This is a genomic window from uncultured Ruegeria sp., from assembly GCF_947497005.1.
In the GTDB taxonomy this organism is placed as follows: Bacteria; Pseudomonadota; Alphaproteobacteria; order Rhodobacterales; family Rhodobacteraceae; genus Ruegeria.
In genome coordinates this window covers 229,898-252,136 of the sequence record NZ_CANMFF010000003.1, presented here as the reverse complement: position 1 = coordinate 252,136, position 22,239 = coordinate 229,898, and the positions used below count along the sequence as shown (strand labels likewise).

Annotated in this window: 20 protein-coding genes and 1 tRNA gene; 11 read left to right on the top strand and 10 right to left on the bottom strand. The window is 54.2% G+C overall.

Translation table 11 applies throughout. From position 1 onward, the window contains the following. The first annotated feature begins 21 nt into the window (after positions 1 to 21). The 9 genes from Q0816_RS06065 (at position 22) to Q0816_RS06025 (ending at position 9,741) form a co-directional block, all read left to right on the top strand. Positions 22 to 1,446, top strand: coding sequence for a deoxyribodipyrimidine photo-lyase (locus tag Q0816_RS06065; RefSeq protein WP_298848887.1), 1,425 nt, complete (start codon positions 22 to 24; stop codon positions 1,444 to 1,446). Positions 1,447 to 1,515: 69 nt separating this feature from the next. Next, positions 1,516 to 2,724 carry a cyclopropane-fatty-acyl-phospholipid synthase family protein gene (locus tag Q0816_RS06060; protein WP_298848619.1) on the top strand — a complete coding sequence of 403 codons (1,209 nt, stop codon included), beginning with the start codon at positions 1,516 to 1,518 and terminating at the stop codon, positions 2,722 to 2,724. Positions 2,725 to 2,739: 15 nt separating this feature from the next. Beyond that, positions 2,740 to 3,180 carry a TrgA family protein gene (locus tag Q0816_RS06055; protein ID WP_298848617.1) on the top strand — a complete coding sequence of 147 codons (441 nt, stop codon included), beginning with the start codon at positions 2,740 to 2,742 and terminating at the stop codon, positions 3,178 to 3,180. 27 nt (positions 3,181 to 3,207) lie between these two features. Next, on the top strand, positions 3,208 to 4,323 hold the full coding sequence (locus Q0816_RS06050; RefSeq protein WP_298848615.1) for an NUDIX domain-containing protein: 1,116 nt from the start codon (positions 3,208 to 3,210) through the stop codon (positions 4,321 to 4,323). Positions 4,324 to 4,391: 68 nt separating this feature from the next. After that, entirely contained in the window at positions 4,392 to 5,426 is a 1,035-nt protein-coding gene (locus Q0816_RS06045) for a cysteine synthase A (protein WP_298848613.1), read from the top strand. Further along, positions 5,426 to 7,852, top strand: coding sequence for a DUF3772 domain-containing protein (locus Q0816_RS06040; RefSeq protein WP_298848611.1), 2,427 nt, complete (start codon positions 5,426 to 5,428; stop codon positions 7,850 to 7,852). Before Q0816_RS06045 ends, Q0816_RS06040 begins: the two co-directional genes overlap by 1 nt. Positions 7,853 to 7,983: 131 nt before the next feature. Next, a tRNA-Ser gene (locus Q0816_RS06035) sits at positions 7,984 to 8,073 on the top strand. A gap of 244 nt (positions 8,074 to 8,317) precedes the next feature. Then, entirely contained in the window at positions 8,318 to 8,686 is a 369-nt protein-coding gene (locus Q0816_RS06030) for a group 1 truncated hemoglobin (RefSeq protein ID WP_298848609.1), read from the top strand. Next, positions 8,683 to 9,741: an adenylate/guanylate cyclase domain-containing protein gene (locus tag Q0816_RS06025; protein ID WP_298848607.1), complete on the top strand. Its 1,059-nt coding sequence runs from the start codon at positions 8,683 to 8,685 to the stop codon at positions 9,739 to 9,741. The genes Q0816_RS06030 and Q0816_RS06025 overlap by 4 nt, the downstream gene beginning before the upstream one ends. A 6-nt stretch (positions 9,742 to 9,747) precedes the next feature. Here Q0816_RS06025 and Q0816_RS06020 read toward each other — a convergent pair whose 3' ends face one another. From Q0816_RS06020 to guaA, 9 genes are all read right to left on the bottom strand, one after another. Further along, positions 9,748 to 10,362, bottom strand: coding sequence for a TetR/AcrR family transcriptional regulator (locus Q0816_RS06020; RefSeq protein WP_298848605.1), 615 nt, complete (start codon positions 10,360 to 10,362; stop codon positions 9,748 to 9,750). Positions 10,363 to 10,475: 113 nt separating this feature from the next. Beyond that, entirely contained in the window at positions 10,476 to 11,345 is an 870-nt protein-coding gene (gene ppk2 / locus Q0816_RS06015; RefSeq protein WP_298848603.1) for a polyphosphate kinase 2, read from the bottom strand. 49 nt (positions 11,346 to 11,394) lie between these two features. After that, the gene (locus Q0816_RS06010) at positions 11,395 to 12,348 is read right to left on the bottom strand and encodes an alpha/beta hydrolase (protein WP_298848602.1); all 954 of its coding nucleotides are present in this window, start codon (positions 12,346 to 12,348) and stop codon (positions 11,395 to 11,397) included. Further along, positions 12,338 to 13,255 (bottom strand): homoserine O-succinyltransferase, encoded by a 918-nt coding sequence (gene metA / locus Q0816_RS06005; RefSeq protein WP_298848601.1) that lies wholly within the window; start codon positions 13,253 to 13,255, stop codon positions 12,338 to 12,340. Before metA ends, Q0816_RS06010 begins: the two co-directional genes overlap by 11 nt. Positions 13,256 to 13,291: 36 nt before the next feature. Further along, complete coding sequence (locus Q0816_RS06000; protein WP_298848600.1) at positions 13,292 to 14,164, bottom strand: ATPase; 873 nt, start codon at positions 14,162 to 14,164, stop codon at positions 13,292 to 13,294. Between the two features lie 48 nt (positions 14,165 to 14,212). Then, positions 14,213 to 15,109 carry a DMT family transporter gene (locus tag Q0816_RS05995; RefSeq protein WP_298848599.1) on the bottom strand — a complete coding sequence of 299 codons (897 nt, stop codon included), beginning with the start codon at positions 15,107 to 15,109 and terminating at the stop codon, positions 14,213 to 14,215. A gap of 100 nt (positions 15,110 to 15,209) precedes the next feature. After that, complete coding sequence (locus Q0816_RS05990) at positions 15,210 to 16,370, bottom strand: OmpP1/FadL family transporter (protein WP_298848598.1); 1,161 nt, start codon at positions 16,368 to 16,370, stop codon at positions 15,210 to 15,212. A 126-nt stretch (positions 16,371 to 16,496) separates the two neighbouring features. After that, positions 16,497 to 17,402 (bottom strand): DMT family transporter, encoded by a 906-nt coding sequence (locus Q0816_RS05985; RefSeq protein WP_298848596.1) that lies wholly within the window; start codon positions 17,400 to 17,402, stop codon positions 16,497 to 16,499. A 207-nt stretch (positions 17,403 to 17,609) separates the two neighbouring features. Next, positions 17,610 to 19,169, bottom strand: coding sequence for a glutamine-hydrolyzing GMP synthase (gene guaA, locus Q0816_RS05980; protein ID WP_298848594.1), 1,560 nt, complete (start codon positions 19,167 to 19,169; stop codon positions 17,610 to 17,612). A gap of 216 nt (positions 19,170 to 19,385) precedes the next feature. Here guaA and Q0816_RS05975 point away from each other — a divergent pair, with 216 nt between their 5' ends. Together Q0816_RS05975 and Q0816_RS05970 are read left to right on the top strand one after the other, a co-directional pair. Further along, positions 19,386 to 20,024, top strand: a complete 639-nt coding sequence (locus Q0816_RS05975) for an MgtC/SapB family protein (RefSeq protein WP_298848592.1) — start codon at positions 19,386 to 19,388, stop codon at positions 20,022 to 20,024. A 138-nt stretch (positions 20,025 to 20,162) separates the two neighbouring features. Further along, a complete protein-coding gene (locus tag Q0816_RS05970) occupies positions 20,163 to 21,707 on the top strand; it encodes a trimethylamine methyltransferase family protein (RefSeq protein ID WP_298848590.1) in 1,545 nt (514 codons plus the stop codon). Here the strand turns inward: Q0816_RS05970 and Q0816_RS05965 are convergent, their stop codons facing one another. Continuing rightward, the gene (locus tag Q0816_RS05965) at positions 21,708 to 22,007 is read right to left on the bottom strand and encodes a DUF6477 family protein (RefSeq protein ID WP_298848588.1); all 300 of its coding nucleotides are present in this window, start codon (positions 22,005 to 22,007) and stop codon (positions 21,708 to 21,710) included. Between the last annotated feature and the right edge of the window lie 232 nt (positions 22,008 to 22,239).

Sequence of the window (22,239 nt, the reverse complement as noted above, 5' to 3'; positions counted from 1 at the left end):
CAAGAAAACCTCTGGGTGGATATGGTGCAAGAGCAGTCTCCGATTATTATGTGGTTCCGGCGGGATCTGCGTCTTTCGGACCATCCGGCGTTAACCACAGCCGTTGAGAGCGGTCGCCCGGTCATACCGGTCTTTATTCACGATGATTTGGTGCACCAGCTTGGTGCGGCCCCGAAGTGGCGTCTGGGGCTGGCACTAGAGGTTTTTAGAGCGTCACTGGCTAATATGGGCAGTCGGCTGATCTGTCGATGTGGTGATGCGTTGGAACAGTTGCAACAAATTGCGACTGAGACCGGGGCAACCACGGTATTCTGGTCCCGCGCCTATGATCCTGACTCGATTGAACGTGACAACAAGATCAAGTCTGTTCTGAAGAATGAGGGCGTTTCGGCGCAATCCTTTGGCGGGCATTTGCTGTTCGAACCTTGGACTGTTGCAACCAAGGCAGGATATCCGTTTCGCGTCTTTACGCCCATGTGGCGTGCAGTTCAGGGGCGGGACGTATCATCTCCCCAAGCTCCGATCTCGCACTTGCGGGCGCCGAATTCATGGCCCGCCTCAGTTGAATTGAGCACTTGGCGGATGGCGGATGCAATGAACAGAGGCGCGAGTGTTATGCGCGGGCATGTTCAACCTGGTGAGCGGGCCGCTCTGGATCATCTGGAAGAGTTTCTCGGTCGGGTTTCCCAATATTCCAGCCATCGGGACCGGCTCGATCACGAAGGAACGTCAAACCTGTCAGAATACCTCTCATTGGGTGAGATCGGGCCGCGCACTGTCTGGCACATGGTCCAAAGGGCTGCGTTGACGGGAACTCCGGGAACCGAAGCCTTTTTACGCCAGCTTGTCTGGCGTGAGTTTGCCTATCACCTGATGTTTCACACGCCCCAATTGTTGACAGCCAACTGGAAACCGGATTGGGACAGTTTTCCCTGGAATACGGTTCCAGACCATCCTGAGGTTGTCTCCTGGCAGCAGGCCAGAACTGGAATCCCTGTTGTCGATGCCGGTTTGCGGCAAATGTACGTGACAGGTCGGATGCACAACAGGTCCCGAATGATAGCCGCGAGTTATCTGACCAAGCATTTGATGACTCACTGGAAAATAGGGATGGACTGGTTCGGGGATTGTCTGATTGACTGGGATCCGGCCTGTAATGCCATGGGCTGGCAATGGGTGGCGGGTTCTGGACCTGATGCGGCGCCGTTTTTTCGGGTTTTCAATCCTCAGACACAAGCCGAGAAGTTCGATCCGGACGGGGTCTATGTGCGTCGCTGGATCGCTGAAGGACATGCAGAACCCAGCAAAACGGCCCTTTCATACTTCGATGCAGTCCCACGATCCTGGGGTCTGTGCCCGGATGCGGCCTACCCAAAGCCGGTCACTGAATTGCTCGAAGGACGGAACCGTGCGTTGCGAGCATATGAAAGCCGAAAATCCCCCTAAGGAACTGAAAACTTGCCAGAAACAAAATCGCGACCTAGCTTTATACATATACCGCAGAGGGGAGAGCGGATGATCCTGACGACGACTGAGGGGCAGAATGATCTGCCCAGATACTTTGCACAAGTTTTCAAAATGCTGACCCGGATGGAATCTGGGCGTCTGGATATCAAACTACCCGATGGTCGCACGTTTCGCGCCGAAGGTACAAAGGCAGGACCGGTTGCTCAGATCGATATTCACGACGATGACGTGTTTGCACGCCTGATCCGCGAAGGCGAACTTGGTTTTTCGGATGCTTATCTGGACGGTCATTGGAGCACCCCTGATCTGAGGTCCTTCATGGATCTGGTACATCTTGGGACGGAGGCCGTTTATGACGGGTTTACGGGCCAGTTTCTTGTTCAGGCCTACGAAAGGTTGCGGTTCTGGTTGCATAGAAACAACAAGATACAAGCAAAGAAAAATATCTCGTATCACTATGATCTGGGAAATGAATTCTACAGTTCTTGGCTGGACGATACGATGACCTATTCAAGTGCCATTTTTGAATCCGGGCAAGAAAGCCTGGAGAAGGCACAGACGGTCAAATACGCTAGCCTTGTGGATGAGATGGGTGCCAAACCAGGTGACCATGTTCTGGAGATCGGATGTGGCTGGGGCGGGTTTGCGGAATATGCTGCAAAAGAACGAGGCTTGCGCGTAACCGGACTGACCATCAGTCAGGAACAGTTTAAATACGCAAATGAACGTATTGAAAAGGCAGGATTATCTGATCAGGTCGAGTTTAAGTTGCAAGATTATCGGGACGAACGCGGGATTTATGACGGCATTGCATCCATCGAGATGTTCGAGGCGGTGGGTCAAAAATATTGGCCAGTCTATTTTGAAACTGTTCGTGAGCGGCTGAGGCCCGGTGCTCAGGCGACTTTGCAAATTATTACGGTCGGTGATCATCGCTGGGACTTTTACAAGAACGGCGTTGATTTCATTCAGAAATACATCTTTCCTGGCGGGATGCTTCCGTCGCCGACAATTCTACGTCAGCAGATTGAACAAGCTGGGCTGACCGTTGTTCACTCGAAAGAGTTCGGGAAGAGCTACGACTTGACTTTGCGCCGCTGGTACGAGACATTCAACGCCAAGTGGGATCAAATCTCGGACATGGGGTTTGATGAGCGTTTTCGCCGCATGTGGAATTATTATTTGACCGCATGTGGCGCAGCCTTTGACACGGGCAATTGCGATGTGACACAGATCACAATAGCGAAACGAAGTTAATTCACGGACTGTCCTATGCCCACTGCCTCGCGTCTTGTAGCCGCTGTTTGCCTTGTCGTGCTGGCTTTTATCGTTTCGAGCATGGTTATCGAAAACGGCGAAGAAGGTAAGGACTATGGCTACTTTACCCTGGTCAATATGGCCCTTGGCGCGATCTGTGGCTGGAAAATTATGGGCAAGCGTGCCGGGCGCGGCTGGACTGCTGGGATCAACAATGGTCTGACAGGTGTTGCCTCTCTCATCTTCTGGGCTTTGTTTGTCCAAGGCTGTTACGAGATGTTCCGACTTGCCATGCGCAACCGCTACGGCGGTCCGTTTGAAGCGGTTATGGCCATTTTCCAGATCGGGATAGAATATGGTAAACAACTGATCTATCCCGAGATTCTGATTACTTTCGCCATTGGTTCAATAGTCGCGGGGCTGGCCACAGAGCAGGCCAAACGCCAATGGCGCTGAACCGTTTTCTTACAAGAGAGATCGATTTTGTCTGAATTGTTCTTCTATGGAACGCTGCGGCACCTGCCGCTGTTGGAAAGCGTTTTGGGCCGTCCGCTGAGAGAAACCGATGCTCAGACAGCCATCCTGCGTGACCACGCGGTTCACGCGGTACGAGGGCAGGATTTTCCTATGATCCTGCCAGCGAAAGGTGCCAAAACCGTAGGCTTGTTGTCGCAAGGACTGTCACCTGATGACTTGGCCAGACTGGCTTACTATGAAGGGTCTTTCGACTATGATCTGAAGCCTCTGAAGGTCCTACTGGAAGACGGAAGCGAAGCCGGGGCACAGGTCTTTTTCCCGGCCCCCGGTGTTTGGCAACCGGGGGATTTGTGGTCGCTGCAGGATTGGGCGGACAAACTGGGAGAGCTCACAACGCTCGCCGCAGAGGAAGAGATGGCCTATTTCGGTAAAATCGATCCTCAGACCATGGCGCGCAGCGTGCGCCCCATTCAAACCCGCGCCTGGGCGAAAGTTTTGGCCGGGCAGCGTCGAACCGGAGATCCTCGGGACGTGACCAAGGATGTGATCGTGCATCGACATGATCGGGTCTACGTGGATTACTTCGGGATGGAGGAAATCGATCTTCAACACCGGCAACATGACGGCAGCATGGGGCCGGTTCTGCGCCGAGCAGGCTTGCTGCAGGGCAGTGCCGTCTCAGTACTGCCATATGACCCTGTCCGCGATACCGTGCTTGTGGTCGAGCAGTTCAGACCGCCTGTTTTTCTGATCAACGATCCTGAACCTTGGCTATGGGAAGCCATTGCCGGAATGATTGATCCGGGCGAAACACCCGAACAGACCGCGCATCGCGAGGCGATGGAGGAAGCTGGTGTTCGATTTGACAGGCTGGAATACGCTGGTGGAGCCTATTCCTCAGCCGGGTCCTCGACTGGATTCATGTATCTTTATGTCGGGCTTGGTGACCTGACCGAGACGACTCTCACCGGTGGTTTGGATACTGAAGGTGAAGATATCCGCAGCCAGATCTTGCCGTTTGACGAATTTGTCGACATGACCGACCGTCATCTTTTCAAGGATTTGCAACTGGTGTCTCTAGCGTATTGGCTGGCCCGTCATCGGGACCGGTTGCGCGCGTGACTATCGCGCTTGTGGTCGCGGCAGTGCGGCTGTAAATCTTCGGGGATACCAAATTACAAGGGGCGACCATGCGCATTGCACGAGATCTTGCTGACGCAGTAGGAAAAACACCGTTGATCCGGCTGCGCCGTATCAGTGAAGAGACTGGATGCGAAATTCTCGGCAAAGCCGAGTTCATGAACCCGGGTCAATCGGTCAAGGATCGTGCTGCGCTCTATATCATCAAGGATGCCATTGCGCGGGGTGATTTGAAGCCCGGCGGCACCATTGTGGAAGGCACTGCCGGCAATACCGGTATTGGTCTGGCGCTGGTGGGGGCGTCGATGGGGTTCAAAACAGTTATCGTAATCCCGGAAACCCAGTCGGAAGAAAAGAAAGACATGTTGCGTTTGGCTGGCGCCCAACTGGTACAGGTACCTGCGGCCCCGTATCGCAACCCTAACAATTTTGTACATTACTCACGCCGTCTGGCCGAAGAACTGGCGCAGACAGAGCCCAATGGCGCAATATGGGCCAACCAGTTCGACAACGTGGCGAATCGCCAGGCGCATGTGGAAACCACAGGTCCGGAAATCTGGGAACAGACCGGCGGTAAGGTTGACGGGTTCGTCAGCGCGGTAGGCTCTGGCGGAACGCTGGCGGGTGTCGCCGACGTTTTGCAGCCCAAGGGAGTCAAAATCGGACTGGCTGATCCGATGGGCGCCGGCCTGTTTTCCTTCTACACCACTGGTGAAATCGCGATGGAGGGCAGTTCGATCGCTGAAGGCATCGGGCAGGTGCGGGTCACCAGGAACCTGGAAGGGTTCACCCCGGATCACTCCTATCAGATCCCTGATAACGAGGCGTTGCCCTACATCTTTGACCTGCTGCGTGACGAAGGCCTGGTTATGGGCGGCTCAACCGCGATCAACATGGCGGGTGCTGTGCGTTTGGCCAAGGACATGGGGCCGGGCCACACCATCGTGACGATCCTGTGTGACTATGGCACGCGCTATCAGTCCAAGCTGTTCAACCCTGAATTCCTGCGTGAAAAAGAGCTGCCGGTTCCGGATTGGATGACCGAGGCACCGCGCAGCATTCCCGGCGTGTTCGAGGACGTGTAATGCTGGGACAGGTCCGCCTGTTTCTGACCCTGTTATTCCTGTGCTTTGTCGGGTTTTCGGATGGCGCAGTCGCGCAGCTGACGGACCGGCAAAGCGAGTATTATCAGGGTTGGATCAAAACGGCGGACCGCGCCGAATCCGTGATCGAGGCGAACCGCGCTTCGGACGCTGCTTTGGAAAATTTACGCTCTGAAATAAACAGTTACAGGGACGACTTTAACCGCGCTCGCAATGCAAATACCGACCGCATTACTACGTTGGAAAGCCAGATCAAGGCGTTGGGTCCCAAACCCGAAGGGGACGCGACAGAGCCTGAAGACATTGCCAAACTTCGCGCGCATCTAGAAGAACAGCTCAACAGTCTGCGTGTTCCGCGCATCATTTCCGAAGAGGCATATAGCCGTGCCAACGGGCTGATCAGCGAAATAGATCAGATCATTCGCGCGCGGCAGACAAAGGAGTTCTTTGAACAGGGTCCGTCGCCGATAAACCCAGCGTATTGGGGGCCGGCATGGGTGGATGTCAAAGAAGCTATCCAAAGCCTGACAAATGAAACGATCACCAACTTGCGTTCAGATGTTGTGCGTGAGCAAATCCGTGATCGCGGGTTAGCAATCTTCATACTGCTAATCATTTCAGCTGTGCTTTTGATCTTTGGCAAACGTTGGTCAGAACGTGGGGGCGACTACCTGAGGCTGCTAGGCGGGGCCGGTACGGGGGTGTGGTCGTTCGTAATCTCTCTGTTACGGATTCTGTTGCCTTGGATCGGCGTTTTGACCGTGGTCACAGCAATTGGCCTCACTGGTGTTCCGGGTTTGCGGGGAAGCCTGTTGCTGCAGAATATTCCGTATTGGGCAGCGATTGTATTTTTCTATGACTGGATCGGTCGCCAAGTTTACGTGATCGGCGCGTCGCAGGGTTTCAAACGACTGTCTGCTGCACGCATTACAGAGCTGCGTGTGTATATTGATCTGCTTGCCTTGATGCTGGTTTTGCATGAATTGGCACTGCTATTCGAACGGATCGAAAACATTTCGGACGCGACGCGTGCAGTTGTCAGTTTTCCGGTCATTGTCGCAACAGCTTTGTTGTTGTTGCGAATACGCCAGATTCGAACAACCGACGGCCCGCCGGATCAATCTTCCTCAACCCGTTCTGCAGGCTTCAGCCAATTGGTTGAGTTTCTGCGCCGGGCTTTGTTCCTGTTGGGCATCGCGTCTCCTCTTCTGGCGATTTTCGGGTACACCAATGCAGCCGAAGCAATCGTGTTTCCCGCCGTTAAGACACTGGTGCTCATCGGGGCTTTGGTTATCCTGCAGCGGTTTATCAGCCAGATTTACGGTTGGATCACTGGCCAAGGTGAGGCCGCGCGGGATTCGCTTTTTGCAGTGCTGGTCGGGTTTGCGCTGGCTATCGTGGCGCTGCCCGTCCTGGCGATTTACTGGGGCGCGCGCGAGACCGATTTGCTGGAAGCATGGTCGCGCCTGCTGCTTGGGTTTGATATCGGCGGCGTCACAGTATCACCAAGCAATTTCCTGACATTTGTTGCTGTTTTCGCAATCGGTTATACGCTGACGCGGTTATTGCAAAGCGGGCTGCGCAATTCGCTTCTGCCGAAAACCAGTATCGACCCCGGCGGCCAAAACGCGATTGTCGCTGGTTCGGGATATGTCGGTGTTTTTCTGGCCGCTTTGGTCGCAATTATGGTGGCCGGATTTGACCTTTCGTCTCTGGCTATTGTCGCTGGCGCGCTGTCTGTAGGTATTGGTTTTGGCTTACAAACCATCGTATCGAACTTTGTTTCAGGCATCATCCTTCTGGTCGAGCGCCCGATTTCCAAAGGGGATTGGATCGATGTGAACGGCATGATGGGATATGTGCGGGACATTTCCGTTCGCTCGACCCGGATCGAGACGTTTGACAGGACGGATGTAATTGTTCCGAACTCTGACCTGATCAGCGGGGTTGTCACGAACTATACCCGTGGAAACACAATCGGTCGGGTGATCGTTCCGGTTGGTGTTGCATACGGTACCAACACGCGCTTGGTTGAAACCATTTTAGGCGAAATTGCCAACAGTCATCCGATGGTTCTGGCCAACCCGGCGCCAAGCGTGGTGTTCCAGGGGTTTGGTGCGGATTCGCTTGATTTTGAGATCCGCGCAATCCTGCGGGACGTGAATTGGGTTCTGTCGGTGAAATCTGACATGAACCATGAAATCAACCAAAAATTCTCGGAAGCGGGGATCGAAATTCCCTTTGCGCAGCGCGACATCTGGTTGCGTAATCCCGAAGCCTTGCAAACCCCGGACAAGGGTGAGCAGGATACCTCCGAGTCCGTTCAGGAAGAGCCACGCGCGGTCGCAGGAAAACCAGCGGACCTGACCGAAGCGGATTTGGACCCGGACGCCGGCGATGAAATCTGAGGGGGCAGGCAGCATGCTTTGGCGATTGATCGGCCCTCAGAGGGTTGCTTGATTTATTTAAGCTATTCCCCGGATTTCGCCAAATTGGGGCCTTGCAAATCCGATTACATTCGTCCAAATATCGCCGTCACGGAGAGGTGGCCGAGTGGTCGAAGGCGCACGCCTGGAAAGTGTGTAGGCGGGAGACCGTCTCCAGGGTTCGAATCCCTGTCTCTCCGCCATCAACCTTTATGTCATGACAAAAAATGTGTGTCACACTAGCGTGGCGCATATGCATCTTCGGTTTCAATTTCCTCAGCGAAGTCAGAAATTCTCAAGATACGAACATGCGGAATCTCGAAGCTATGTCCAGCGCCACAACCAGGTTCTGGGGATCATTCTCTGTCAGAAATCATAAACATTAACAAAAATCTCAATTTGATATAGTGTTGTAGTGTTATTGATTGGTAACGCGCGAGTATTCGTTTGGCACAGACACTCTATGAGAAGTACGGCGGCTTCAAAACAATCAGCCGTGTCGTAATGACCTTCTATGAAATGGCGCTGGATTCGGATGATATCGGCCATCACTTTGAAGATATCGATATGCCGCGTTTGATTGATCATCAGACTAAATTCGTATCGTCCCTGATTGGCGGACCCGCATCTTTCAGTGATGACAGGATCGAAGCTGTTCATCGGCATCTGAACATTTCGCATGATGAGTTTGACGTTATGGCCGAACTGTTTGGCGACGCACTGAGCCAGCATGGAATGTCGGATGGTGACATCAAAACTGCACTGGCCGCAATTGAAGGAAAACGTTCGATCATTGTCGCCCGGAACGCGGCATGAGCATTCTTGCAATTAACGAACAACTGCTACGCGCAATCGGTGTAGGAGTCGCGGTGGTGCGCGCATCCGATTTGCAGTTCGTGTTCCACAACGGGCCCTTCACGGAATGGTTCGGAACCCCCAACGCAGAAAATACCCTTAGGGACATTTTGCCTGATCTGGATCCAAAAGAGCTGGAAGATGTGAAACAGTCTGGCCTGAGGTACTCGGTTGAATTGCAAATCAAGCCCAAACGCCGGACATTGATATTTGCGGTCACGGTCTCGTTGGCTAGTGGGTTGTCCGAGCAGGTGCTGATCATCGAATGTCAGAATATTACCCGCATTCGCGAGTTGGAAAGCATGATCGACAGCTATTCCACCATGGTCGAACGCAACACCCGAGAGCTTGAGCGCGAAAAGGAGAGGGTCGAACGCCTGTTGCTGAACCTGATGCCACGGGCCGTGTATGAAGAATTCAAGACTTTTGGCGTTGTCACTCCGCAATTGTATAAGCAGGTCTCGGTGGTGATGCTGGATTTTGTCGGATTCACGGATTTTGCTGCTAAAACCGACCCGACGGTGACCTTGAGTGAGCTGAATGACATCTTCACGGCCTTCGACCGCATTGTTGAACAATTCGGGTGTGAGCGGATCAAGACGATTGGCGACGCGTATTTAGCCGTGTCAGGTATGCCTGACCCCACACCGGATCATGCGACCGCTGTGGCACATTGTGCGGTACGGTTCCTGCGGTATCTTGAACGCCGTAACGAAAGTCATCCACACAAATGGCAGGCCCGGATTGGTCTGGGGATGGGCGCTGCCGTCGGATCGGTCGTAGGAATTCAAAAATATGTCTATGACGTCTTTGGCCCAGCCGTAAACATCGCGTCCCGGTTGCAGGTGTTCGCCAATCCGATGAACATCGTCGCCCCGGAAGAGATGAAGTACGCCCTGATCGACGAGTTCCAAGTATCCGACCTTGGGCAGGTCGAAATCAAGGGGATGGGTGAGATGGAACTGATTAACGTGACTTCGGGCTTAAGTATGCCTCAGGGCAGCCGTTCGTTCTGACAGCCGTCAGTTGTCCTGTTGGATCAGGCCCAGACCGCGCAGGTAAATTCCGATACCGCTTTCCAGCAGATCTTCCGGTGGGAACGGCGAGGTTGCGCCTGTATTGCGGGCGTAGAGTTCAACTACGCCGTGGCTCATCGCCCAAATATGGGCACTGAACATCGAGGCGGGCGGGCGCTTCTCTGGGGGAATATGCTGGGACAGATCAGCCGCAGCCTTTTCCAGAACGGATTTTGCACGGTTTGCTGCGAGGGACAATTCGGGCGTCCGGTTCAAAGATATCCCGCTTTCGAACATGGCGATGTAATGCCCGGGGTTTTTTCGCGCAAAGGCCAGATAAGCGCGTCCGGTTGCTTCAAAGGCCGCCAGGGCAGATGGTTGGCCTTTGTCATAGGCGTATTGCATCAGGTCCGCGAACATCTCAAACCCTTGCCGTGCGGCTTCGGCAATCAAGTCCTCACGCCCGTGAAAATGACGATAGACGGCGGCAGGCGTGACACCGGCGGTTTTTGCTGCCTCGGACAAAGTGAAGCCGGTTGGCCCCTTTTCTTCGATCAGAGACAATGCCGCCTCGATCAGGGCTTGTTTCAGGTTTCCGTGGTGATAGCCCCGTTTCGACATCCTGGCCTCAGGTTTCTTGAATAGATGTTGAGACACAAGGACATAGAACAAAGACGCACTGCCGTCCAACACATGCCTGTGAAGGCTTCAACCGGGTGGGGCGAGTTCGCAATTTATGCCTCCCACACATCTGGGCCACCGCAAATCTGTGGATCAATATTGCCGATGCTTTTCGTGTCTTTCTCACCGTAATCCAAAGCATGCAGGACCGTTCGGATAGCGGCAAGGCGCGCGCGTTTTTTGTCATCGGAACGTACAATGGTCCAGGGGCAGGCGTCAGTGTGCGACCGGGTCAGGGTTTCCGAGATCGATTGCGTATATTCGTCCCACTTGTTCAGCCCTGCCACGTCAATCGGGCTAAGTTTCCACTGCTTCAATGGGTCGGTTTCGCGCGCCAGAAAACGATTCAGCTGTTCTGCGCGTCCAACATTGAGCCAGAATTTGAAGAAATGGATGCCGTCATTCACCAGACCAGTTTCAAGTGGCAAAACCTGACGGAAAAACCGCTCACGCTCTTCCTGCGTGCAAAAGCCAAAGACGTTCTCGACAACACCGCGATTATACCAGCTGCGATCAAAGAACACGATTTCCCCGGCAGCGGGCAGGTGGGGGATGTAGCGCTGAAAATACCACTGGCTGCGTTCTGTGTCCGAAGGCTTGCTAAGCGCCACGTTGCGGGCACCGCGCGGGTTCAGGTTTTCGCGAAATCGCTTGATGGTTCCACCTTTACCTGCGGCATCGCGGCCTTCGAAAATGATGGCGACCCGTTGATCGGTTTCCTTGACCCACGATTGCATCTTGACGAGTTCGATTTGGAGCAGCTCTATCTGACTTTCATAGTCCTTGGTCTTAATTTTTTCCGAATACGGGTAGGTCGGGTTCAGGATATCGCCCTTTTTCGCGCTTTTTATTTCTTCCCGCACAGCTTTGGGCGCGTCTTTCTGAAAATACTTCTTAATAGAGCCTTTTCCGGACCGGGCCATATGTCACCTCGCGATAAAATCCATATCTGACTATGGATTAGAGCTTAGGTTAACGCAAACCCGCTCGCTGCGCTGCACGATCTATCGCGGCGGCGACTTCGGGTGCTGCAACCACCTGTGGCATATGACCGATACCCGGCAACTCGATCAGTTCAGCGCCGGGGATTTGTTCGATCAGACGTTCAGAATGCCATTCAAGACCAACCGTGTCGTCTGCAGTTCCGTGAATGATTTCTGTCGGAATGGAAATTTCGCCGTATCTCGGTTGCAGGCGGGTGACCTCATCCAGCAGGTTGGCGCGTTGCTTGGCGTTTGCATGCATTGACCCGCGCCGCGTTGTCAGCCCGGGCCCGAAATGTTCAACGTATCCTTCAGGGGCCGTTTGCGGTGCAAACACTTTGTCCAACGCTTGTACTACGTACCAGTCAGGCACGAATGAACTGATCAAGGGCAAGACAAACGCATTACCAGCCGAGGTCGACGCAAGCCGGTTGAACCCGTCCAAAGGCGTTTCCCATGGGATCGCAGCTGGGGCGATCAGAACCAAAGCCGAGATATTCTGAGGTCGGGTCACAGCCCAGGCAAGTGACACTGAACCGCCATAGCTTTGCCCAGCCACGATGGGCTTTTCCGCCCCAAGTTGGGCCGCGGCGCGTTGCAGGATATCCGCTTGTTCAATGATGGTTTCGCCATCGGGATTGAAGCTTTCGGAATAGCCCAACCCCGGTCGGTCAAATACGATCACGCGGTACGACTTGGCCAGAATGGGGGCCAACGCAAAGGTCATATCGCGCGTGTTTCCACTTGAACCGTGGATCAGAACGACATCAGGCCCTTCACCCATGACTACTGCATGAACAGCGATGCCATTCACGTCCAGTATCTGACCTTCGGGCGGAAAAGCCGCTTCGGCCTGCGCTTCGTTCCGGGCGCTGCGCCAGGTTGTCAGCACGACAAGGCCCAGAACGATCAGGCCAAAGGATATCAGGGCTTTAACGGCCAATTTTGGTCATATCGAAAGGTGTGGACTGATATATCTCGTTAATCCAGTTGCCATAGAGAAGATGTGCGTGACTGCGCCACCGGTTCTGCGGCGTCTTGGACGGATCATCGTCAGGATAGTAGTTTATTGGCACGTTGATGGGGGTGCCGTTGGTGACGTCCCGATCATATTCCTGTTTCAGCGTGTCACTGTCATATTCGAAATGATTGAAGATATACAATGCCCGGTGGCCACGATCTTCGACCAGACAGGGGCCGACATCGTCGCTACCCAGCAGGGTCCTCAAACCGGGTGCAAGATCGATCTCGTCCTGTTTCATTTCTGTCCAGCGGCTGACCGGTATGACGCAATCATCTGAAAACCCGCGTAAAAAAGGAGATGCCGAATCTAGGTTGCGATGCCGGAAACACCCGAAAGCCTTGGCTTCCAGCATGTGCTTCCGGACGCCATGGAAATGATTGATCATCGCCATCCCGCCCCAGCACACCCCAAAGGTGGACTGCACGTTGGTTTGGGTCCATTCGAAGATTTCGCTGATTTCGTCCCAATATGTGACATCACCGAATTCCAGATGTTCGATTGGGGCACCGGTAATGATCAGGCCGTCGAACTTCTGATCCTTGACCTCCTGAAAAGGTCGGTAAAATTCGGACATATGCTCAGCAGCGGCGGTCTTGGTGCGGTGTTCGGTCATGCGGATCAACGACAGGTCAATCTGCAACGGGGTTGCACCGATCAGACGCGCGAACTGGTTTTCTGTCTGAATTTTCTTGGGCATCAGATTCAGCAAGCCGATACGCAGGGGGCGGATATCCTGACGCATGGCCTGATCTTCGTCCATGACCATGACGCCCTCTTTGGTCAGGACGTCAAAAGCAGGCAGATCTGATGGGATTTTGATGGGCATGTGTCAGACTTCGAAGAGAATAGTGAAAACTGGTAGTTAGGCGTTATTGCGCTTGGCCTCAAGGGTGCGTTCGATCAACTCATCGAAATCGGTGGCATCGCGAATATTACCGATGTCACTGGCGGCAATCGCCACACCCCAGTTTTTCGCCATAGCCTCGTATCGGGGGTGGCGATGCGCCAGTGCCTGCGCATAGGTCCAGCGAACGAAATCATCGGGGTTTACATCAGATTCCGCACATCCGTGCTGGTCCAGGTATTTTGTCCAGGCATGTGTCAGAAACTCGGCCTGATAAGACATTGGTTTGGGGGCTTTGTCGAAGCGGCGCACAAGTTCTGCGGTGTGGCCTTCATCACCTTTCAACCAGATCATCAGGGTCTGCTGCGAAAGCTCGGACAGAACCTGATCCCTCGGGTCCTCGGGATCCACCCATTCGCAGATTGATCCACCGGTATCGCAGATGAAATTGGGGTATTTATACAGGCGCTCGGCGCGGTCGATAAAGTACTCGGTATCCAGTAAGGCATGTATTTCCGCCAGACGGAATTGTTCCTGTCTGCGGCGGTATTCCGGCATTTCAAGCCCGCCCAGGGCAGGATTGCCTGGCTTGCCCAGATAGGCCGCAACCGGTGTCAGGTTTGCAAATGAGATATTCGAGCCAATATAGATCGAATCCGACAGCAGCAGCTCTCGCAGAAACGGAACCTTCATCGCCTCGGCTTTGGCGTTGTCGGTGATGTACTCGCCCATATAGCGCGTGCCGATCCGATAGTCGATCGAGTAGTGGAACCAGTTTCCCGAGTCCCTGAGAATGTTCGAGACATAGGTCTTTCCCAGACCGGACATGCCAAAGAACAGCACTTTCTTGCGGCTTGCCGTGCGCCAGTCTTGGGCCGTGTTATAGATCATTTCGTGCTGTCCCTTTTTAGCCTTTGCTAAATCGGGCAGCGCGCGGCGTCAATCGCGCCGACCGGACCAGTTCAATACCAAAAGACCCAGGGCAAGAATGGCAAAGCCGAAATAGGCGTTGGGTGGCAGTGCTTCGTTTCGCAGAATTGCGCCAAGTACAATGGCCACCGGAGGGATCACAAGCGTCACCAGCATCAGGTTACCACTGCCAGCCATTGCCAGCACGCGGTAGTACAAAAGATATGCCCCGGCCGTCGCCACAATGGCGTAATATCCAATCGCCACCCAAGTGATTGCAGGCAATGCAAGCGTTGGCACCCCATCTGCGGCAAGCGAAAGCGGAAGCATCAACAGAGTTGAACCGGTCAACATCCCGGCCGCAGCGACGATTGGATGAAGGTCCGACAACGAAATTCGTGCCCAAGCCGCGGCAAAAGCGTAAGAGATTGTTCCTGCTAATACCGCAAGTTGGGCGGTGCTTTGCAGGCTGAAAGAGGTGAAGTTCTGTAGTCCGATGGTAATTGAGACGCCTAGGAAACCCAGGAAAACGCCAAGCAGACGGGGTTTCGTCAACCGCTCGTCCCTGAAAAACAGGGCTGCAACCAGAACACCAAATATAGCCGTGGCCGCGTTCAGGATCGCGGTAAGACCGGTATCAATGTAAAGTTGACCCCAAGCCATAAGGCTGAACGGTATCACGTTGTTCAGCAACCCCATGATCAGAAACGCGCCCCAGATGCGAGGCGACCGTGGGAGCGAAAGCCCCATGCTCCACGCGACCAACCAGAGCGCCAGCATCGCCCAGAATGTGCGATGCAATACCGATGTCATCACGGGGATGGTGTCCAGGGCGATCCGGATAGCCACAAAGGACGCGCCCCAGATGACCGCAAGAAGCATGAGTTCGGCCCAGGCGCGCTGAGAAAGGTGTTTTTGTGTGCTCATGGCTGCACTTTTCCATTCATGCGGTCCGTTCGCGACCCGAAACTTGCGCAAAAAAAGGCTCCGCTGAAACAGCGGAGCCTCGAATAAAGATCTTTCTGGTTTAGTTCAGAGCGTAGGTGATCTGGAAGCCGACGCTCCAGGCGCTGTTACCCGTAAAGGTGGCGGTTTGGCCAAAGGCGCCATCTGCCGTTGCGTCGCCAATGTCTGTGTAGCGTACGCCGCCGGAAATCTTGGCGTTCTCTAACGAGTATGTGCCACCCACGCCAATGCTCCAGAACCCATCGGTCGGACCGAGGTTCGATACAGGAGTACCTTGCGAAGATTCGTAGCCCAATGTCACAGCGCCGGAAAATTCCTCGGAAAACTGATAGCCCATGCCAAGCGAGTAGGTAAACGTGGCGTCGTCATAATCGACCAGGTTGGTTGTTGGTGGATAGTTTGGCGGGTTATAGACGAGTTGTGGCCAGTCGACCCAACGGATAGAGCCAAACACCAGAGTTTTAGGCGCGACGCCTGTCTGGAAATCCAGGTTGATCGACTGAGGCGTCTCAATTTCACTGTTGGTGTTGAAGGTGGCCACAGTCCCAGGAGGAATTGGCGGGAATGGTGGTGGGTTCAGCGACTCTGACTGCGAAAGATCGTGGCTGATCTTGGAGTTGTAGGTCAATGATACACGAGCCGCGATCTCTGGTTTTTCCCATGCGACACCGACAACGTAACCGAATGCAGTGTCAGCGTCCGAGTCAACCTGGTAGCCCGCAGCAAGCGGCACTGTAACCGAAGCCTGCACACGCTGCGCACGAATGCCGCCGATTGCGCTGAACCCGCCGTCGAATTTGTAGCGCAGCAATGCCGTGATGGCATCCGTGTCTGCCGTGGCCCTCAGAGTATCGGTCCGGCCACCTGGAATTGGGTTGATCGAAAGAGGATAGGTGTTTGCATATTCGATGTCTGCCCCAAAGGGCTGATCATACATGATCGCAAAGTCGAGCTTTTCGGTCAGCGAGGTTTTATAACCCAAATGCGGTGTGAAAAAGTCGTTGGCCACTTCACCGGAGTTCTGGGGTTGGCCTATGTTCGGGCCGGCTAACGCGGGCATGGTCCCGGTTACGCTGGGATCGGTGTACCCCAACCGGAACTGAACCGCTGAACCTTCTTCAAAGACCAGGTTAATGCCCTGACCGCTGCGATCCAGACCGCCTGCATATCCTGCCGTCGCTCCAGCGCACATAGCACAGGTTGCGAGTAGTACTTTCTTCATACTGTCCTCCCTGACAAACTCCCGCGGGCTATTATGACGATGAATTGAGTGTATTAAGCGTCTGCCCGTTGTATGATGCACGATACTTTCTTTTTGGTTACTTTAAGGTCAACTGGTGACGGTGCGTTACGTATTGCGACTACTGTTTTCAACTGTTGCTAAACTGTTACGATTTTCGGACCAGATATTCAGGAAAATACCGGAAATGATGACGGCTGCGCCTATCAAGACCCAGTGATCGATTGGTTCGTGATAAAGGATCATCCCGACCACTGCGATTGTTGGAAGGCGCGCAAAATCAAAAGGGACCACGACAGTTGCCGGGGCAATTGCCAGGGCTTTGGTGATGCAGAAATGGGCCAGTAGTCCAGCAAGTCCGACGAGTACCAAAAACGGAGCGGTTTGGGGTGTTGGAAGGGAGATCTGACCGTCGAATCCAGCGGCGATAACCCCCAGAACCGCCTGCATCGTCGTAAGCCAGAAAACGATGCAACCGATACTGGCAAAGCCTGTGAGCTTTTTGGTGGTGATAGTTGTAAACGCAAAGAAAATAGCCGACGCAGCTGCCGTCAAAAGGCCGGGGCTCAAGGGCGCCGCGCCCGGGCGTGTCACGATCAGAACGCCAGCAAAACCGATGAGAGCTGCTGTTATTCTAAAGGCGGTCAGGCGTTCGTTCAGAAACAGCGGCGAAAGCAGGATCACCCATAGCGGTTGTGTGAATTCCAGCGCAAAAACCTGCGCCAAAGGCGCCACAGCGACTGCGTAGAACCAAAGATTCTGACCCGTGAAATGCAAGGTATTGCGCACAGCGTGCAATCCCAGACGCTGCGTTGAAACCTGCGCCCATTTGCGGGTGAGAGTGAGTGCGAGGGCGACAACAACAAACCCAACCACGCTTCGGTACATCATGATCTCGAACGTGTCATGCGTGACACTCAGTTCGCGACCGGCAACTGCCATGGAAGAGAAGGACGCAATGGCTCCCGTCATCCACAAGGCGGCTTTGAACGTGTTTTCTTGTATTTGATTCACGTACTGCACCCCGGAATGTACGCAGGGTCACAGCCTCGGAAATGAGGCCTTCGCCACGCGCTTAAAACAAATCGATTGAATTCGTCGAATCATTCAAACGCTGATGAGGCGTCATGTTCAAGCCACGCCCGACGTTTTCGGGCACGGTTTGAACATGAATGCCGCACTATTGGTCACCCATCATCAGATGCAGGGTTCACGGCTGGATCATTCCCATTCAATCGTCCCGGGCGGTTTCGAAGTGATGTCATAGGTGCACCGGTTGATGCCCTTGACTTCGTTGATGATCCGGGTCGCCGTTTCCCCAAGGAATTCATGGCTAAACGGGTAGTAGTCCGCCGTCATCCCGTCGACCGAGGTAACGGCCCGCAATGCACAGGCGAAATCATAGGTGCGGCCATCGCCCATAACACCAACTGTCCGCACCGGAAGAATTGCAACGAACGCCTGCCAGATTTCGTCGTAAAGCCCATGTTTGCGAATCTGGTCGATAAAGATCGCATCGGCTTCACGCAGAATCTTCAGCTTTTCGCGGGTGATTTCGCCGGGGCAGCGAATCGCCAGGCCAGGTCCGGGGAAGGGGTGGCGGCCGATAAAGCTCTGCGGCAGGCCCAGCTCGCGGCCCAGCGCGCGGACTTCGTCCTTGAACAGTTCACGCAGCGGTTCGACCAGTTTCAGCCCCATCTTTTCCGGCAGACCGCCCACATTGTGGTGCGATTTGATGGTTACCGAGGGCCCGCCAGAAAACGACACAGATTCGATTACGTCAGGATACAGTGTGCCTTGAGCCAGGAATTCCGCTCCATCAATGGTATCAGCGTGTTTCTGAAATACGTCGATGAACAGCTTGCCGATGATCTTGCGTTTGGTCTCTGGATCGCTCTGACCTTCCAACTCGCCCAGAAACAGCTCGGATTCATCTGCATGGATCAATTGGATGTTGTAATTGTCGCGGAACATACCGACGACTTCTTCGGCCTCGTTCTTACGCAGCAGCCCGTGATCGACGAACACACAGGTCAGCTGATCCCCGATTGCTTCGTGAATCAAAATTGCAGCAACCGAGCTGTCGACGCCGCCTGATAGGCCGCAGATGACCTTTTTGTCACCAACCTGTTCGCGAATTTTACGGATCATCTCTTCGCGATAGGCGCCCATGGTCCAGTCGCCTTTGAACCCGGCGAGTTTGACGAAATTCTCGTACAGCTTCGCGCCCTTGGGTGTGTGGTGTACCTCGGGGTGAAACTGCACGGCGTAGAAGTGACGCGAAGGATCAGCCGTGATCGCATATGGCGCGTTGGGTGATGTGCCGAACACCTGAAATCCCGGCGCGATATCGCTGACGTGGTCGCCATGGCTCATCCAGACCTGTTCATCGCCTTCAGTGAACCAGCCGTCCAGGATGTCCAGATTGGCCTTCGGTGTGACAAAGGCCCGACCAAACTCGGCCGTGCCATGGCCACTTTCAACTTTACCGCCAAGCTGATGCATCATCACCTGCTGACCATAGCAGATGCCCAGAATCGGAACGCCATAATCAAAAATCTCTTGCGGAACGCGGGGCGATCCCTCGCGCGTCACGCTGTCCGGGCCGCCCGAAAAGATCACAGCGCGCGGGGCTATTTCCCGCACGAAATCCATCGTGACATTTTGGTAAGGGTGAATTTCGCAGTAGACGTTCAATTCGCGCAGGCGCCGGGCAATAAGCTGCGTAACCTGGCTGCCGAAGTCGATGATCAGAAGGCGGTCGTGGGATGTCTGGGTCATGCCTGCGCCTTATGGCAAGCCCAGCGATTTCGCAAGAGCGACGTCCATTTCCTGAAGGATTTCATTTGTTCGACAAAGAGAAATCGGAAAGTTTGTAACAAATACATGACAGATTTACAGAAGCCATGGGTGAATTCATCTGAACGAGGAAATCAAGTGGCTAATTTCCATTGAGATTGCTGCACTGAACCTGGGGTCGGCGTTGTTTCTTACTGTGTGCTGATAGGGTCAGAGCGGCAGGCCCGGCAGAGAAGTGCGGGTTTGCAGGCAAATACTCAGGAGGCGTCGAGCGCCGCGGCTTTTGTTGTGTTTACGGCGCTGTTGCCAGACGAAGTCAGCCCGATCCGAGTGGCAGCGCAGGTCGTTTCCGGCATCGGGTTCTTGGCGGCGGGCCTCACTTTTCACCACGGATTTACGATTCACGGTCTGAATACCGTATCAACCCTGCGAAGTTCGGCAGCTGTAGGATTGATGGCCGGAACGGTGGGCTGGTTGTTCGCAATTATGATGGCCGGGTCCGCCATCTTCGTGAATTTTGGTCTCGGGCCCTTGGTGAAATTGTTGAAGCGCAAAACACGAGCCGGTGTCCCCTTGGCGCAGAAGTTCAAGATTTTGCGGCGGTATACAGAAGAAGCACAGGCAGACGCACGCTTGGCTGTTCTTGAGGCGCTGACCCGGAACGACGTTCGGACTGAGGGTTTCGAAAAGGGCGACAGTGCAGACACTATACAGACAATTGCGGTTTTGGTTTCGTTAAAAGACAATCCCGAGGAACTTCGGCACAAGGTCGTCACTCCGCCTGTATCAGAGCCAAGTACTGGCAGCGTCGAATGGGATAGCGTGCCCGAAGCCTGATGCTGCCTTTGTGACCGGTTCACTGGTTTGTGGGTTTGCAATGTCGCTTTTCCCCCCAGAGCGCCGCTATCCCGATGCTTGTGATCTGGTAAACCTGTATCACAACCTCCAATCTAACCAACCAGACGGGATTTTCTCATGGCAGAGGCAAACACCCGACGCAGGGCGAGAGGTGGCGGTGGCGCTGCCCGCCGTGCCGAGCGTACCGCAGTTCGTATCGAGACCGCGAAATACATCGAACGGAATATTCCAAACTTCGAAGTGCTAAATGAAGAAGCGCTCGAGGTCATTGAAAACAACGCGGAAACCGTGTTGCAGGAAATTGGGGTCAACTTTGTTGACAATCCGGCGGCCCTGGAGCGTTGGCGCGATGCCGGTGCGGATATCGATGGCGAACGTGTGCGCATTCCGCGTGGCTTGGCCCGCGAATTGATCAAAACGGCCCCCAGCCAGTTCACCCAACATGCCCGAGATCCCGAGAAATCGGTTGTGATCGGCGGTCGTAATATGGTTCTGGCACCGGTTTATGGTCCTCCGTTCGTGCGTGATGCACAAGGCGGCCGTCGGTATGCGACAATGGATGATTTCAACAAGTTCGTGAAACTTGCCTACATGTCCAAATGGCTGCACCACTCGGGCGGTACGGTATGCGAACCGACCGATGTTCCGGTGAACAAGCGCCATCTCGACATGTTGAAAGCCCATATGACCCTGTCGGACAAGCCTTTCATGGGGTCGGTCACCGATCCCAGCCGGGCGCAGGATTCGGTCGAGATGTGTGAAATCCTGTTCGGTAAGGAATTCGTTCAGGAAAACACAGTGATGACCTCGCTGACCAACATCAACTCGCCGATGACGTTTGACGATGTGATGATGGGTTCGCTGGAAGTCTATGCGCGCAACAATCAGGCCTGTATCATCTCGCCCTTTATTGTTGGTGGTGCGATGTCGCCAGTGTCCGTCACCGGGACTCTGACACAGGTTCTGGCCGAGGTTCTGGCAGGTGTCGCCTATAGCCAGATCATTCGCCCGGGAGCACCGGCAATCTTCGGGGCCATGGTGACATCCATCGATATGAACTCGGGCGCGCCGACATTTGGCACACCTGAAGCGTCGCATATTACTTATGGGGCTGGCCAGTTGGCGCGTCGCCTGAACCTGCCGTTCCGTTCGTCGGGATCGTTCTGCGGTTCGAAACTTCCGGACGCGCAAGCGGCTTATGAGACCGCAAACTCACTGAACATGGGTCTGATGTCCGGTGTGAACTTCATGTTGCACTCCTGCGGCTGGCTGGAGGGCGGTTTGGTCGCCGATTTCGAGAAATTCGTCATGGATGCTGATCAGCTTGGTGTTCTGCATGGGTTGGCCAAAGGCGTGGCGTATGACGAGAATGCACAGGCCATGGATGCGATCCGCGAAGTCGGACCTGGCGGGCATTATCTCGGATGTGCCCACACGCAGGCCAACTTTAAGGAATCGTTCTGGAAATCCGATCTGCTAGACTACAAGCCGTATGAAACCTGGCAGGAAGAAGGCGCGCGTGATACGCGGGCTTTGGCCACCACACGGGTTGAACATTTGCTGGCCAACTATCAGCAGCCGCAGATGGATCCCGACATTGCTGCGGCACTGGAAGCCTATATCACTGAGAAGAAGGCCTCCATGCCGGACGCGTTCGCCTGATTATTGAAAAATCGAGGCGCGGCTGGCCTGATACAGCTGCGCCTCACCCAACAGCGCAATAAGCAGATCCAGATGCCGCACCAGTGAATATGCGGCATCTTCTTCTTTTCGCTGTGCATTTACCTCTTTTTCCATCTCCATCAGCCGTAGTACAGCCTGACCTGAACCGGGTAGCGATCCGTATCCCAGAATACGTTGCAGGTGCCTGTCTCGGTTGTAATCCTGCGCCCCGAATTTTGCAGCGCGCGCCAACATCCGTGGGCGGCGGAGGGTCGCGATCATTGTCATCAGGTCCTGCATTTCATGTGTCCCTTATTTGAAGATTTGCACATCTTTTTTGCACAACCTAAGCGGGTGTTGCCTTTGTTAAAGTCACCCCGAACGATGGTTTCACGACTGTTTATCTTTTTGAATCAAATCTGGTTCTTGGCTTGTGTGGTTAACGAACGAGTAACGAATGGACCTCTAGTTAGATTTGGTTAACCCACATTCCGAGGGCGAAAAGTGGCAGTTTGTTTTGTCGATGAGGGCA